At 70.6% G+C, this 13389-nt stretch carries 9 protein-coding genes; 3 read left to right on the forward strand and 6 right to left on the reverse strand.

The window, feature by feature from the left end; genetic code table 11:
• Window positions 1-186: 186 nt before the first annotated feature.
• The gene (locus ABZ924_RS35970) at window positions 187-1779 is read left to right on the forward strand and encodes a Na+/H+ antiporter (RefSeq protein ID WP_361919508.1); all 1593 of its coding nucleotides are present in this window, start codon (window positions 187-189) and stop codon (window positions 1777-1779) included.
• A gap of 9 nt (window positions 1780-1788) precedes the next feature.
• Here the strand turns inward: ABZ924_RS35970 and ABZ924_RS35975 are convergent, their stop codons facing one another.
• Window positions 1789-2865: a mechanosensitive ion channel domain-containing protein gene (locus ABZ924_RS35975; RefSeq protein ID WP_361919510.1), complete on the reverse strand. Its 1077-nt coding sequence runs from the start codon at window positions 2863-2865 to the stop codon at window positions 1789-1791.
• 42 nt (window positions 2866-2907) lie between these two features.
• On the opposite strand from ABZ924_RS35975, the gene ABZ924_RS35980 reads away from it, so the two are divergent.
• Window positions 2908-3486, forward strand: coding sequence for a dienelactone hydrolase family protein (locus tag ABZ924_RS35980; RefSeq protein ID WP_361919512.1), 579 nt, complete (start codon window positions 2908-2910; stop codon window positions 3484-3486).
• A 123-nt stretch (window positions 3487-3609) separates the two neighbouring features.
• Here the strand turns inward: ABZ924_RS35980 and ABZ924_RS35985 are convergent, their stop codons facing one another.
• The 5 genes from ABZ924_RS35985 to ABZ924_RS36005 form a co-directional block, all read right to left on the reverse strand.
• Window positions 3610-4551 (reverse strand): zinc metalloprotease, encoded by a 942-nt coding sequence (locus ABZ924_RS35985; RefSeq protein ID WP_361919524.1) that lies wholly within the window; start codon window positions 4549-4551, stop codon window positions 3610-3612.
• Between the two features lie 242 nt (window positions 4552-4793).
• Window positions 4794-6458: an alkaline phosphatase D family protein gene (locus ABZ924_RS35990; protein WP_361919514.1), complete on the reverse strand. Its 1665-nt coding sequence runs from the start codon at window positions 6456-6458 to the stop codon at window positions 4794-4796.
• Window positions 6459-6601: 143 nt separating this feature from the next.
• Complete coding sequence (locus ABZ924_RS35995) at window positions 6602-7399, reverse strand: thioredoxin domain-containing protein (protein WP_361919516.1); 798 nt, start codon at window positions 7397-7399, stop codon at window positions 6602-6604.
• A 72-nt stretch (window positions 7400-7471) separates the two neighbouring features.
• On the reverse strand, window positions 7472-8167 hold the full coding sequence (locus tag ABZ924_RS36000) for a hypothetical protein (RefSeq protein ID WP_361919518.1): 696 nt from the start codon (window positions 8165-8167) through the stop codon (window positions 7472-7474).
• 61 nt (window positions 8168-8228) lie between these two features.
• Window positions 8229-9566 carry a DUF2252 domain-containing protein gene (locus ABZ924_RS36005; RefSeq protein ID WP_361919520.1) on the reverse strand — a complete coding sequence of 446 codons (1338 nt, stop codon included), beginning with the start codon at window positions 9564-9566 and terminating at the stop codon, window positions 8229-8231.
• Between the two features lie 180 nt (window positions 9567-9746).
• Between ABZ924_RS36005 and dnaE the strand changes: the two genes are divergently transcribed.
• A complete protein-coding gene (dnaE, locus tag ABZ924_RS36010) occupies window positions 9747-13286 on the forward strand; it encodes a DNA polymerase III subunit alpha (protein WP_361919522.1) in 3540 nt (1179 codons plus the stop codon).
• Window positions 13287-13389: the final 103 nt, after the last annotated feature.

Below are 13389 nucleotides of genomic sequence, written 5' to 3' on the forward strand. Positions count from 1 at the left end.
CGGCCCCGTTCCGGGCGCTTCGCGCCCGGTGCGCTCAAACGCCGCGCGGGCTGGAGTTGCCGCGCAGCGGCAAAATCCAGCCCCGCCGGCGTTTGAGGCGCGGGGTTCGGGGCGGAGCCCCGACACGACGGCGCGGGTCGGCTTCACCGGGCCCGGCTCAGCGCAGCGTCCTGGCAGGGTGGGGGAGTGGATCAGCTCGCCCTGCTGTTCGTGCTGCTGCTCGGTGCGGTCGTCAGCGTGCCGCTCGGGGACCGGCTCCGGCTGCCCGCGCCCGTCCTGATGACCATGGCCGGCGCCGCCCTCGCCCTCGTGCCCGCGGTGCCGAACGTCGACGTCCCGCCCGAGTACATCCTGCCGCTGGTGCTGCCGCCGCTGCTCTACGCCTCCGCGCAACGCACCTCCTGGCGACAGTTCGCCGCCAACGTCCGGCCCATCCTGCTCCTCGCCGTGGCCCTCGTCTTCGTCACCACGGCCGCCGTCGGCGCCGTCGCGCACGCCGTCGTGCCCGGGCTGCCGGTGGCCGCGGCCCTGGCGCTCGGCGCGCTGGTGGCCCCGCCCGACCCGGTCGCGGCCACGGCCGTCGCCGGTTCGCTCGGGCTGCCCCGCCGCATGGTGTCGATCCTGGAGGGCGAGGGCCTGTTCAACGACGTCACCGCGATCGTGCTCTACCACGTGGCCGTCGCCGCCACCGTCAGCGGCTCCTTCTCCTGGCCCGACGCCCTCGGCGAGTTCGTCCTGTCCGCCGTGGTCGCGCTCGCCGTCGGCGTCGGCCTCGGCTGGGCCGCCAACGCGCTCATGGGCCGGCTCGGCGACGCCACCCTCCAGATCGGGCTGACCCTGCTCGTGCCGTTCGTCTCGTACGTGGTCGCCGAGGAGCTCCACGGCTCGGGCGTGCTCGCCGTGCTCACCACCGCCCTGTTCCTCGCCGAGTACGCCACCGACGCCGACGACGTGCTCGGCCGGCTGGCCGGGCACACCTTCTGGGAGGTCGTGGACGTCCTGGTCACCGGCGTGGCCTTCGGCCTGATCGGGCTCGAACTGCACAACGTGTTCGGTGTCGCGCGCGGCCGCGAGGCGGAGATGGCCGGCTGGGCGGCCGCCGTGGTGGCCGTCGTCGTCGGCGTCCGCCTGCTGTGGCTGCTGCCCGCCGGCTGGCTCGCCCAGCGGCTCCACTCCCGGCGCGACTACGACGAGGAGATCCCGCTGTCCTGGCGCGAGAGCGTGGTGATGTGGTGGGCCGGGATGCGCGGGGTGGCCTCGGTCGCGCTGGCGCTGGCCATCCCGCTCAAGGTGGACGGGGGCGGGCCCTTCCCGGCACGGGACGAGATCATCTTCATCGCCTTCGCCGTGATCATGGCGACGCTGGTCTGCCAGGGCCTGACCCTGCCCTGGCTGGTGCGCCGGCTGGGCGTGGAGCCCGACACCGACGCCGAGCAGGAGATGGAGCGCCTGCTCGCGGTGCGCGCAGCCAAGGCCGCGAAGCGGCGGCTGAAGGAGATCGAGGAGGTGGAGGAGCTGCCGGAGGACCTGATGGAGCTGCTCTACCGGCGGGCGTACGACGTGGGGGCCCGCATCAGCCCCGAGATGGTGGACGAGGAGCGGCGCGAGGCGTACGCGCAGCGGGTCCGGCGCCTGCGCGACATCCAGCGGATCCAGAAGGAGATGATGTCCGCGGCCCGCCACGAGGTGCTGGCCGCGCGCAGCGAGCCGGGCGCCGACCCGGAGATCGTGGACCGGGTGCTGCGGCACCTGGACGTCCGCAGCCTGCGGACCCCCTGACGCGCGCCCTCAGAGTCCCGCCGCCGGACCCGGAGCCGGACCCGCCGGCGGGGGAGCGGCCGGGGACGTCGCGATGCGGGGCAGCGCGTACGGGTGGTGGGCCACCAGCCAGGCGAGCAGGCGCTCGCGGACCGCGCAGCGCACCGTCCAGATGTCGGAGCCGTCCTTGGCGGTGACCACCGCCCGGACCTCGATGGTGTGCGGGGTGGTGTCCGTCACGGCCAGACCGGCGGTGCGGCCGTCCCAGGCGGGCACGTCGTCCAGGATCCGCTGGAGCTGCTCGCGCATGAGCTCCAGCGGGGCGCTGTGGTCCAGGTGCCAGTAGACGGTGCCGGTCATCTGCGCGCCGCCGCGCGACCAGTTCTCGTACGGCTTGGACGTGAAATACGACACAGGCATCGTGATCCGGCGCTCGTCCCAGGTGCGGACCACCAGGAAGGTCAGCGTGATCTCCTCGACCGTGCCCCACTCGCCGTCCACGACCACGGTGTCGCCGATGCGGACGGTGTCGCCGAAGGCGATCTGCAGGCCGGCGAAGAGGTTGCCGAGCGTGGACTGGGCGGCGATGCCGGCGACGATGCCGATGAGGCCGGCCGAGGCCAGCATCGAGGCGCCGACGGCCCGCATCTCCGGGAAGGTCAGCAGCATCGCCGCCACCGAGACCACCACGACCACCGCCGTGACCACCCGGTGGATCAGCGTGATCTGGGTACGGACCCGGCGCACCCGGGCCTCGTCGGCGGTCCGGTCGGCGAAGCGGGCGTACGCGGAGTCCACGACGGCGGTCGCGATGCGCACCAGCAGCCAGGCCGCCGAGGCGATCAGGACGAGGACCAGGCCGCGGCCCACGGCGGTGGTGTGCTCGGGCAGGATCCGGGCCTGCCGGTAGGAGCCGCGCAGCAGCAGCGCGCACAGGAGCACCTGGAAGGGCAGGCGGCAGCGGCGCAGCAGGCCCCACAGCGGTGTCTCGCCGTGCCGGGCGTCCGCGCGGATCAGCAGCAGGTCCACCAGCCACCCGGCGACGACGGTGACGACCAGCGCGCCGGCGGCCACGGTGAACGGGCGCAGAACGGAGTCCGAGTCCATGGAGTTGAACGTAACCGGAACGCGCGCCCGGAAACTGGCACGATGGGGTGCATGAACATCGTGCTTTTCCATTCGACGTACGGGCTGCGGCCCGCGGTGCACGCGGCGGCCGACCGGCTGCGCGCGGCCGGGCACCGGGTGCAGGTGCCCGATCTGTTCGAGGGCCGCACCTTCGACACGGTCGAGGAGGGCATGGAGTACCGGGACGAGCTCGGCCGCGACGAGCTGCTCAAGCGCGCGGTGCTGGCCGCCGCCCCCCACTCCGACGAGGGGCTGGTCTACGCGGGCTTCTCCTTCGGCGGTTCCCTGGCCCAGCACCTGGCGCTGGCCGACGAGAAGGCGCGCGGGCTGCTGCTCCTGCACGGCACGGCGGACCTGGAGGAGGACGCGGCGGTCGACGACCTGCCGGTGCAGCTGCACGTCGCGGACCCGGATCCGTTCGAGTCGCACGACTGGCTGACGGCCTGGTACCTGCGGATGCAGCGGGCGGGCGCGGACGTGGAGGTGCATCGCTACCCGGGGGCCGGGCACCTGTTCACGGATCCGGAGCTCGAGGACTACGACGCGGAGGCCGCCGAGCAGACCTGGAAGGCGGCGCTCGCCTTCCTCGACAGCCTGTAGGCCGGGCGTCGCGGCGGCGTCGCGTCGGCCTCGGCGGGGGCCGGCGCGGATGCACCGGGGGCAGGGCACGTTGCGTGCCCTGCCCCTCATCTCATGGTGCCGTCAAGGCTGCCGCGGCCGTGATCAGGCGCGGTACGCGGTCCACATGCTCTTCATGCGGGAGACCTGACCCGCGGTGAACTGGTACATGCACGAGTCGTACGTGTAGTCCATGAAGTTGTGGATCGGGTCGACGCCCGCCTTGGTGGTGCAGGAGTCACGGCCGGTCGGGCACTCGAAGGCCGCGCTCTTCTCGGCCGGGGTGTCGGCGACGGAGTCGCCGCTGCCCGAGCAGCCGCCCTGGAAGGTGTGGTAGAGGCCCATCCAGTGGCCGACCTCGTGGGTGGCGGTGTCGCCCTCGTTGTAGTTGGCGGAGGAGCCGCCGGGCAGCGAGGAGTTGAGAATGACCACGCCGTCCATGTTCGGGGCGGAGGCGTAGGAGCTCGGGAAGGTGGCCCAGCCGAGCAGGCCGCCGCCGAGGTCGGCGGTGTAGAGGTTCAGCGCGTTCTTGCCGCCCTTGCGCAGCGCGGTCTTCATGTCCTTCTCGGCCTGGGTGCCGTCGGAGACCGTGTACCAGCTGGCGTTGTCGGTGTAGTCGGTTCCGGCCAGGGAGAACTGGAAGCCGGAGTCGACGTTGCCGGTGCCCTTGCCGCTGTAGGCGGCGTTGAGGACGGCGATCTGGTTGTTGATGTCGGTCGACGTCAGCTGGCCCTGCGAGCCGTTGGTGATGACGTGGACGTAGACCGGGATGGTGGTCGCGGCGGTGACCTCGGCGGCGCGCATCTGGCGCTGCGGGCCGACCTGGGCGAGCTTCTTGGCCAGGTCGGCGTCCATGGCCTTGACCTGGGAGTCCGTCACCTCGTTGGGCTCGGCGGCGTGCGCGGCCTTGGGCTTGGCGACGCGGGCGTTGGCGGCGGCGGCCGGCGCGTCGGCACAGGACTCGGCACCGGTCTTGGCCGCGGCCACGGTGGTGGGGGCGGTGAGCGGGGCGAACGCCAGGGTACCGGCCAGGACGGCCGTGCCCATGAGGCGGCGGCGGAGCTTGGGGGATATGCGGGCAGCAGCGCGCACGTTGACTCCTCGCGAAGCGTGGTGGGGGGTGAGGGATTTCCTCACGCTGGCGCGAAGCTTATGTGTCCATGTCATGCATGCCGCAAGACCTTGGAGTAAAAGATTTGTTGCTTCTGGGTTTCACGGGGCCCCTGGTCTGCACCAGGAGCCCCGTGTCACAAGAGAATTGACGGTTCGTCAGGCTTCCGGCAGGAAGCTCAGTGGACCGGGTCCCAGCTCCGCTCCACCTTCTGCGTACCGGTCAGCGTGCGGTACGAACGGGCCCAGGACGACGTGGCGTCCTGCTTCCGCTTGTCGGAGACGACGTAGTAGTCCATCTGCGAGCGCTCGGCCGTCACGTCCAGCACGCCGTAGCCGTGCGAGTCCATGTCCAGCCACTTCGCATGCCAGTTGGCGGAGCGGATGGCGGCTTCAGCGGCCAGTGAGAGGGTGTGCGCCGGCACGTGCAGCAGGTCGTCGATGTTGTCCGAGGTCACCGAGGTCACCACGAACTCCGTCGCGGCCGTCCCCGACCCCGGGTACGTCGCCATGTTCACCGGGACCTCGTTGGCCCAGGCCATGTGGATGTCGCCCGTCAGGAACACCGTGTTCTTGATGTTCCGGTCCTTCAGGTGGCCCAGCAGCTCCTTGCGGTCGTCGGTGTACCCGTCCCACTGGTCCGTGCTGATCGCGATGCCGCCCTCGGGCAGGCCGAGGAGCTTGGCGAGCGGCGCCAGCAGGTGCGCCGGCAGCGAGCCGAAGGCGACCGGGGAGATCATCACCGAGGTGCCGACCAGCTTCCAGGTCGCGTTCGAGCTCGCGAGGCCCGCCTTCAGCCAGTCCAGCTGGGCGCGGCCGGTGATGGTGCGCTCAGGGTCGTCCACCCCGCCGCTGCCTATCTTGACCTGCTGGGAGCGGAAGCTGCGCAGGTCCAGCAGGTGCAGGTCGGCGAGGGTGCCGAAGCGCAGCCGCCGGTAGACGGTGCCGGCGGTGGAGGGGCGGACCGGCATCCACTCGAAGTACGCCTGCTTGGCGGCGGCCGCGCGGACCGCCCAGTCGCCCTCGGTGCCCGGCGTGTGGTTCTCAGCGCCGCCCGACCAGGCGTCGTTGGCGAACTCGTGGTCGTCCCAGATGGCGACGATCGGGTGCGCGGCGTGCAGCGCCTGGAGGTCGCCGTCCGTCTTGTACTTCCCGTGCCGGGTGCGGTAGTCGGCGAGGGTGGTGATCTCGTGCTTCGGCTCGTGCGGGCGCACGACGTACTTCGCCTCGGGGTAGCCGCCGCTCTGGTACTCGTAGATGTAGTCGCCCAGGTGCAGCACGGCGTGCAGGTCGCTGCGCGCGGCGAGGTGCCGGTAGGGGGAGAAGTAGCCCGACTCCCAGTTGGCGCAGGAGACCACGCCGAAGCGGACCCCGGGGGTCGTCGCGTCGTGGCCGGGAGCGGTCAGCGTCCGCCCGACCGGGGAGACGGTGCGGTCGGCGGTGAACCGGTAGAAGTACGGCGTCTGCGGCTTCAGTCCCCGTACGTCGGCCTTGACGGTGTGGTCGGCGGAGGCGCTCGCCGTGACCGTGCCGCTCGCGACGATCCGGGAGAAGCCCTTGTCCTCGGCCACTTCCCAGCCGACCCGGACGTCCGGGCCGGCGGCCGAGCCGGGAACGGCCTCGGGGGTCGGGGTGATGCGGGTCCACAGCAGGATGCCGTCGGGCAGCGGGTCTCCGGAGGCGACGCCGTGCAGGAAGGCGGGTCCGTTGTCCGCCGCGGAGGCGGTGGAGGTACCCAGGGCGGCCGCCGCGAAGGGCGTGAGGGCCGCGGTGGCCGCAGCGGCCTTGACGACCGTGCGGCGGCGGGGAGTTGCCGCGGTGTGGGAGGTGAGTTGACTGGTCACGGGCGATGATATTACTGACGGGTATAACTGCTGGTACAGCCCCGTGCAAGCAACAGGCGGGCGAACTTTGGGAGTTCGCCCGCCTGTCGGGAGTGGAGGTGCGGTCGGCCCGCTGCAGACCCGTCAGCCTGCTCCGGAACCGGTCAGCCCGCGAGGGCCTTGTCGACCGAGGCCGTGAAGGACTCCGGCGTCATCTTCTCGATCTCGATCTGCTTGCCGTCCATCTTCAGCGCCGGGGTGCCCTTGACGCCCGCCTTGTCGAAGAGCTTCGACATCTCGACCGCCCAGCGGTTGTACGTGCCGTCCTCGACGGCCTTCTTGAACTCGGCGTTGCCCTTGAGGGCCGGCACCTGGTCGGCGACCTTCAGCAGGTAGTCGTCCTTGCTGAACTTGTCGTCGCGCTCGTCCGGGTGGTTCTCCTTCGAGTACAGCGCCGCCTTGTACTCCAGGAACGCCTCGGGGCTGACGTTCAGGGCCGCGCCGAGCGCGCTGAGCGCGTTCTTCGAGCCGGTGCCGTGGAACGCGTTGTCCAGGAAGGTCGCGCCGACGAACTGCAGCTTGTACTTGCCGGCGTCGACGTCCTTCTTGAGCTGCGGGCCGACGGTCTGCTCGAACTGGGAGCAGACCGGGCAGCGCGCGTCCTCGTACAGCTCCAGGGTCTTCTTGGCGTCGGCCTTGCCGATGACGACGGTCGTGCCGTCCTCGCCGGTGGTGTTCTTCGGGGCGACGAGCTCGGCCTTGGCGGCCTTCTCCCACTCGCCGGGCTGGTTGTTCTGGACGACCAGGTAGCCGATCCCGCCGGCCAGGGCGAGGACGGCGACGACCGCGCCGGCCACGAGCACCTGGCGGCGCACCTTGTCCTTCTTGGCCTGCTTCTCGCGCTCGGCGCGCAGCCGGTCGCGGGCCGCCGCCTTGTTCGCCTGGCTGTTGCGTGAACTCATGGTGGATCTCCGTGGGGTGGTGTGACGTGGGAGACGTCAAAGGTCGAAAAAGAGGGGGACGTGCCGTACGGGTCAGGCGCACACGAGTGCGCCGCGCACGGGCGGCCCCCGGCGCCCCACGGAGTGGGCGGGGAAGCGGGTGCGGGCCCCCGGGCCCGCGGGGTCCGGCCGGCGCCCGCGCCCCCGCCGACGGGCGGCGGCCGGTGCGGCGGCCGAGGCGGCCGCCAGGGCCAGCGGCCGGAAGGCCAGGGCGGCCACCGCGCGCAGCAGCTGCCCCAGCGCCCGCTCGCCGTGGCGCAGCCAGGCCGCGGCCAGCAGCCCGACCGAGACGTGCGCGCCGAGCAGCAGCCAGGGCGTCCACGGCCCGGGCGCGGCGAGCAGGGCAGACGGGTCGGCGGCGGGGCCGGCCACCTCGGCCAGCGGCCCGCCCAGCGGGGCGCCGCCGCACAGCTCGTCCAGGCCGAGCGCGCGCAGCGGACCCGAGACGGGCCCGCCGGCCGGCCCGTAGCAGACGTGCTGGCCGGCGTTGAAGACGGTGTCGGCAGCCAGCTCCAGCGGCACCAGCAGGGCGGCGATGGGACCGAAGCCCCGCTCGCGGCCCGCCAGCGCGTACGCGATCAGGAAGACCGCGGCGAAGGCTCCGCCCACCAGCGACGGCGGCAGCGGCACCCGCGACATCAGGACGTGCGAGCCGGCCGAGAGCAGCACGACGAGCGCGCTGAACAGCGCGGCCCGCAGCCCTCTGGTCCCTGCCCCTGATATGTCCATCGGCGCGAGTGTGCCACGACTCCCTGTGAAACCGTGCCCCCGGGTTCCTCGGGGCCGGGTCCTACGGCCGGATCCGGCCGTTGCGGAAGAGGTCCACGAAGATCTGGTGGTCGGCGCGGGCCCGGGCCCCGTAGGCGTGCGCGAAGTCCACCAGGAGAGCGGCGAAGCCCTCCTCGTCGGCGGCGATCGCGGCGTCGATGGCGCGCTCCGTGGAGAACGGGACCAGGGTGTGCCCGCTGCCGGCCTCGTCGGCCGCGGCGTGCATGGTCGCGGTCGCCCGGCCCAGGTCGGCGACAACGGCCGCGATCTCCTCCGGTTCGTCCAGGTCCGACCAGTCCAGGTCCACCGCGTACGGGGAGACTTCCGCGACCAGCTGCCCGGCGCCGTCCAGCTCCGTCCAGCCCAGCCACGGGTCGGCGTGCGCCTGCAGCGCCCGCTGGGAGATCACCGTGCGGTGGCCCTCGTGCCGGAAGTACTCGCGCACCGCCCGGTCGGTGATGTGCCGGGACACGGCGGGGGTCTGGGCCTGCTTGAGGTAGATCACCACGTCGTTCTCGAGGGCGTCGCTGTGCCCCTCCAGCAGGATGTTGTACGAGGGCAGCCCGGCCGAGCCTATGCCGACGCCGCGGCGGCCGACCACGTCCTTGACCCGGTAGGAGTCCGGGCGCACCAGCGACTCGTCGGGCAGGGTCTCCAGGTACCCGTCGAAGGCGGCCAGCACCTTGTACCGGGTCGCCGCGTCCAGCTCGATGGAGCCGCCGCCGGAGGTGAAGCGGCGCTCGTGGTCGCGGATCTCGGTCATCGAGTCCAGCAGGGAGAAGCGGGTGCGGGCGCGGGCCGAGCGCAGGGCGTCCAGCAGCGGGCCCCGGGAGGTGTCCAGGGTGAAGGAGGGGGCCTCCGGCATGTCACCGGGCTTGGCGCCGCCGGAGGCCAGGACGTGGATCCGCTCCCGGTAGGCGGCCGCGTAGACCCGCACCAGCTCGCTGATCTGCTCGTCGGCGAGGGCCTTGGAGTAGCCGATGAGGGCGACGGAGGCGGCGAACCGCTTCAGGTCCCAGGTGAAGGGGCCCACGTACGCCTCGTCGAAGTCGTTGACGTTGAAGACGAGGCGGCCGTTGGAGTCCATGTACGTGCCGAAGTTCTCGGCGTGCAGGTCGCCGTGGATCCACACCCGGCCGGTCCGGTCGTCCAGGTAGGGGCCGCCGTGCCGCTCGCGCTCCAGGTCGGCGTAGAAGAGGCAGGCCGTGCCGCGGTAGAAGGCGAAGGCGGAGGCCGCCATCTTGCGGAATTTGACCTGGAAGGCCGCGGGGTCGGCGGCGAGGAGCTCACCGAAGGCGGTGTCGAACACGTCGAGTATCTGCTCGGCGCGCTGTTCGTTCGTCGTCTCGGGGACCGCCATGGCGGGGTGCCTCCTGGTGCACGTGCTGGTACGGGTTCCGACCGACTGGACGCGGGAGCGGACCCTCTGGTTCTGCAACGCCCGACCGTACCGTCCGGTACCCCGTACGTGTCACCCGTGGGACGTAGGATTCGAAGCTGCCCCCTCACGCCTCCCACCCGCCTCCAGGAGACCAGCGCCGTGGCCAAGACGCCGTTCACGCACCTGCACGTACACACCCAGTACTCCCTGCTGGACGGTGCTGCGCGGCTCAAGGACATGTTCGCCGCCTGCAATGAAATGGGCATGTCGCACATCGCCATGTCCGACCACGGAAACCTGCACGGCGCGTACGATTTCTTCCACTCGGCGCAGAAGGCCGGGATCACCCCGATCATCGGCATCGAGGCCTACGTCGCCCCCGAGTCCCGCCGCAACAAGCGGCGCATCCAGTGGGGCCAGCCGCACCAGAAGCGCGACGACGTCTCGGGTTCCGGCGGTTACACCCACAAGACGATCTGGGCGGCGAACAGCACCGGGCTCCACAACCTCTTCCGGCTGTCCTCCGACGCGTACGCCGAGGGCTGGCTGACCAAGTGGCCCCGTATGGACAAGGAGACCATCGCCCAGTGGTCGGAGGGCCTGATCGCCTCCACCGGCTGCCCCTCCGGCGAGGTGCAGACGCGACTGCGCCTCGGCCAGTTCGACGAGGCGATCAAGGCGGCCTCGGACTACAAGGACATCTTCGGCGAGGGCCGCTACTTCCTGGAGCTGATGGACCACGGCATCGAGATCGAGCGCCGGGTCCGTGACGGCCTGCTGGAGATCGGCAAGAAGCTCGGCATCCCGCCGCTGGTCACGAACGACTCCCACTACACCTACGCGCACGAGGCCGGCGCCCACGACGCCCTGCTGTGCATCCAGACCGGCAAGAACCTCTCCGACCCGGACCGCTTCAGGTTCGACGGCTCCGGCTACTACCTGAAGTCCACGGAGGAGATGTACGCCATCGACTCCTCGGACGCCTGGCAGGAGGGCTGCGCCAACACCCGGCTGGTGGCGGAGCAGGTCGATACCGAGGGCATGTTCAAGTTCCGCAACCTCATGCCGAAGTTCGACATCCCGGAGGGCTACACCGAGGTCACCTGGTTCCGCGAGGAGACCATGAGGGGGATGCACCGCCGCTTCCCGGGCGGCATCCCCGAGGACCGCATGAAGCAGGTCGAGTACGAGATGGACACGATCATCTCGATGGGCTTCCCGGGCTACTTCCTCGTGGTCGCCGACTTCATCATGTGGGCCAAGAACCAGGGCATCGCGGTCGGCCCCGGCCGAGGCTCCGCAGCCGGCTCGATCGTCGCCTACGCCCTCGGCATCACCGACCTCGACCCCATCCCGCACGGCCTGATCTTCGAGCGCTTCCTCAACCCCGAGCGCATCTCGATGCCCGACGTCGACATCGACTTCGACGAGCGCAGGCGCGTCGAGGTGATCAGGTACGTGACCGAGAAGTACGGCCAGGACAAGGTCGCCATGATCGGCACCTACGGCACCATCAAGGCCAAGAACGCGATCAAGGACTCCGCGCGCGTCCTCGGCTACCCGTACGCCATGGGCGACCGCCTCACCAAGGCCATGCCCGCCGACGTCCTCGGCAAGGGCATCCCGCTCTCCGGCATCCTCGACCCCTCGCACCCCCGCTACAGCGAGGCCGCCGAGATCCGCGGGATGTACGAGAACGAGCCCGACGTGAAGAAGGTCATCGACACCGCCCGCGGCGTCGAGGGCCTGGTCCGCCAGATGGGCGTGCACGCCGCCGGCGTGATCATGTCCAGCGAGAAGATCACCGACCACGTACCCGTCTGGGTGCGGCACACCGACGGCGTCACCATCACCCAGTGGGACTACCCGAGCTGCGAGTCGCTCGGCCTGCTGAAGATGGACTTCCTCGGCCTGCGCAACCTCACGATCATGGACGACGCCGTCAAGATGGTGAAGGCCAACAAGGGGATCGACATCGACCTCCTGGCCCTCCCGCTCGACGACCCCAAGACCTTCGAGCTGCTCCAGCGGGGCGACACCCTCGGCGTCTTCCAGTTCGACGGCGGCCCCATGCGCTCCCTGCTGCGCCTGATGAAGCCCGACAACTTCGAAGACATCTCCGCCGTGTCCGCGCTCTACCGCCCGGGCCCGATGGGCATGAACTCGCACACGAACTACGCCCTGCGCAAGAACAAGCAGCAGGAGATCACCCCGATCCACCCCGAGCTGGAGAAGCCGCTCGAAGAGGTGCTCGCGGTCACCTACGGCCTGATCGTCTATCAGGAGCAGGTGCAGAAGGCCGCCCAGATCATCGCCGGCTACTCGCTCGGCGAGGCCGACATCCTGCGCCGCGTCATGGGCAAGAAGAAGCCCGAGGAGCTCGCGAAGAACTTCACGATCTTCCAGGCAGGCGCCCGGAAAAACGGCTACTCCGACGAGGCCATCCAGGCCCTGTGGGACGTCCTGGTCCCCTTCGCCGGCTACGCCTTCAACAAGGCCCACTCGGCCGCGTACGGCCTGGTCTCCTACTGGACCGCCTACCTCAAGGCGAACTACCCCGCCGAGTACATGGCGGGCCTGCTCACCTCGGTCAAGGACGACAAGGACAAGTCCGCGATCTACCTGAACGAGTGCCGGCGCATGGGCATCAAGGTGCTCCCGCCGAACGTCAACGAGTCCGAGTCCAACTTCGCCGCCCAGGGCGACGACGTGATCCTCTTCGGCCTCACCGCCGTCCGCAACGTCGGCCAGAACGTCGTCGACTCGATCATCAAGACCAGGAAGGCCAAGGGGAAGTACTCCTCCTTCCCCGACTTCCTGGACAAGGTGGAAGCCGTCGTCTGCAACAAGCGCACCATCGAGTCGCTGATCAAGGCCGGCGCCTTCGACGAGATGGGCCACACCCGCAAGGGCCTGGTCGCCCATCACGAGTCGATGATCGACAACGTGGTCGCGGTCAAGCGCAAGGAGGCCGAGGGCCAGTTCGACCTCTTCGGCGGAATGGGTGACGAGGACAGCAGCGAGCCCGGCTTCGGCCTGGACGTGGAGTTCTCCGACGTCGAGTGGGAGAAGTCCTACCTGCTCGCCCAGGAGCGCGAGATGCTCGGCCTCTACGTCTCCGACCACCCGCTCTTCGGCCTGGAGCACGTCCTGTCGGACAAGACGGACGCCGGCATCTCCCAGCTCACCGGCGGCGAGCACGCCGACGGCGCCGTCGTCACCATCGGCGGCATCATCTCCGGCCTCCAGCGCAAGATGACCAAGCAGGGCAACGCCTGGGCCATCGCCACCGTCGAGGACCTCGCCGGCTCCATCGAGTGCATGTTCTTCCCCGCGACCTACCAGCTCGTCTCCACCCAGCTGGTCGAGGACACCGTCGTCTTCGTCAAGGGCCGCCTCGACAAGCGCGAGGACGTCCCCCGGCTCGTCGCGATGGAGATGATGGTCCCCGACCTGTCCTCCGCCGGCACCAACGCCCCCGTGGTCCTCACCATCCCCACCGTCAAGGTCACCCCTCCGATGGTCACCCGGCTGGGCGAGATCCTGCGCCACCACAAGGGCAACACCGAGGTGCGGATCAAGCTCCAGGGGCCGCGGACCACCACCGTGCTCCGGCTCGACCGGCACCGGGTCCAGCCCGACCCGGCGCTCTTCGGCGACCTCAAGGTTCTCCTCGGCCCGTCCTGCCTGGCCGGCTGACGCGGGCGGGCTCAGCAGCGGCTCCGAACCGGTCAGCGCGGCGGAGACGATGCGCTCGAGCTCATCGGCGCTCAAGTCGCTCTCCAGCACGATCTCCCGGGGT

Source organism: Streptomyces sp. NPDC046876, assembly GCF_040645035.1.
GTDB lineage: Bacteria > Actinomycetota > Actinomycetes > Streptomycetales > Streptomycetaceae > Streptomyces.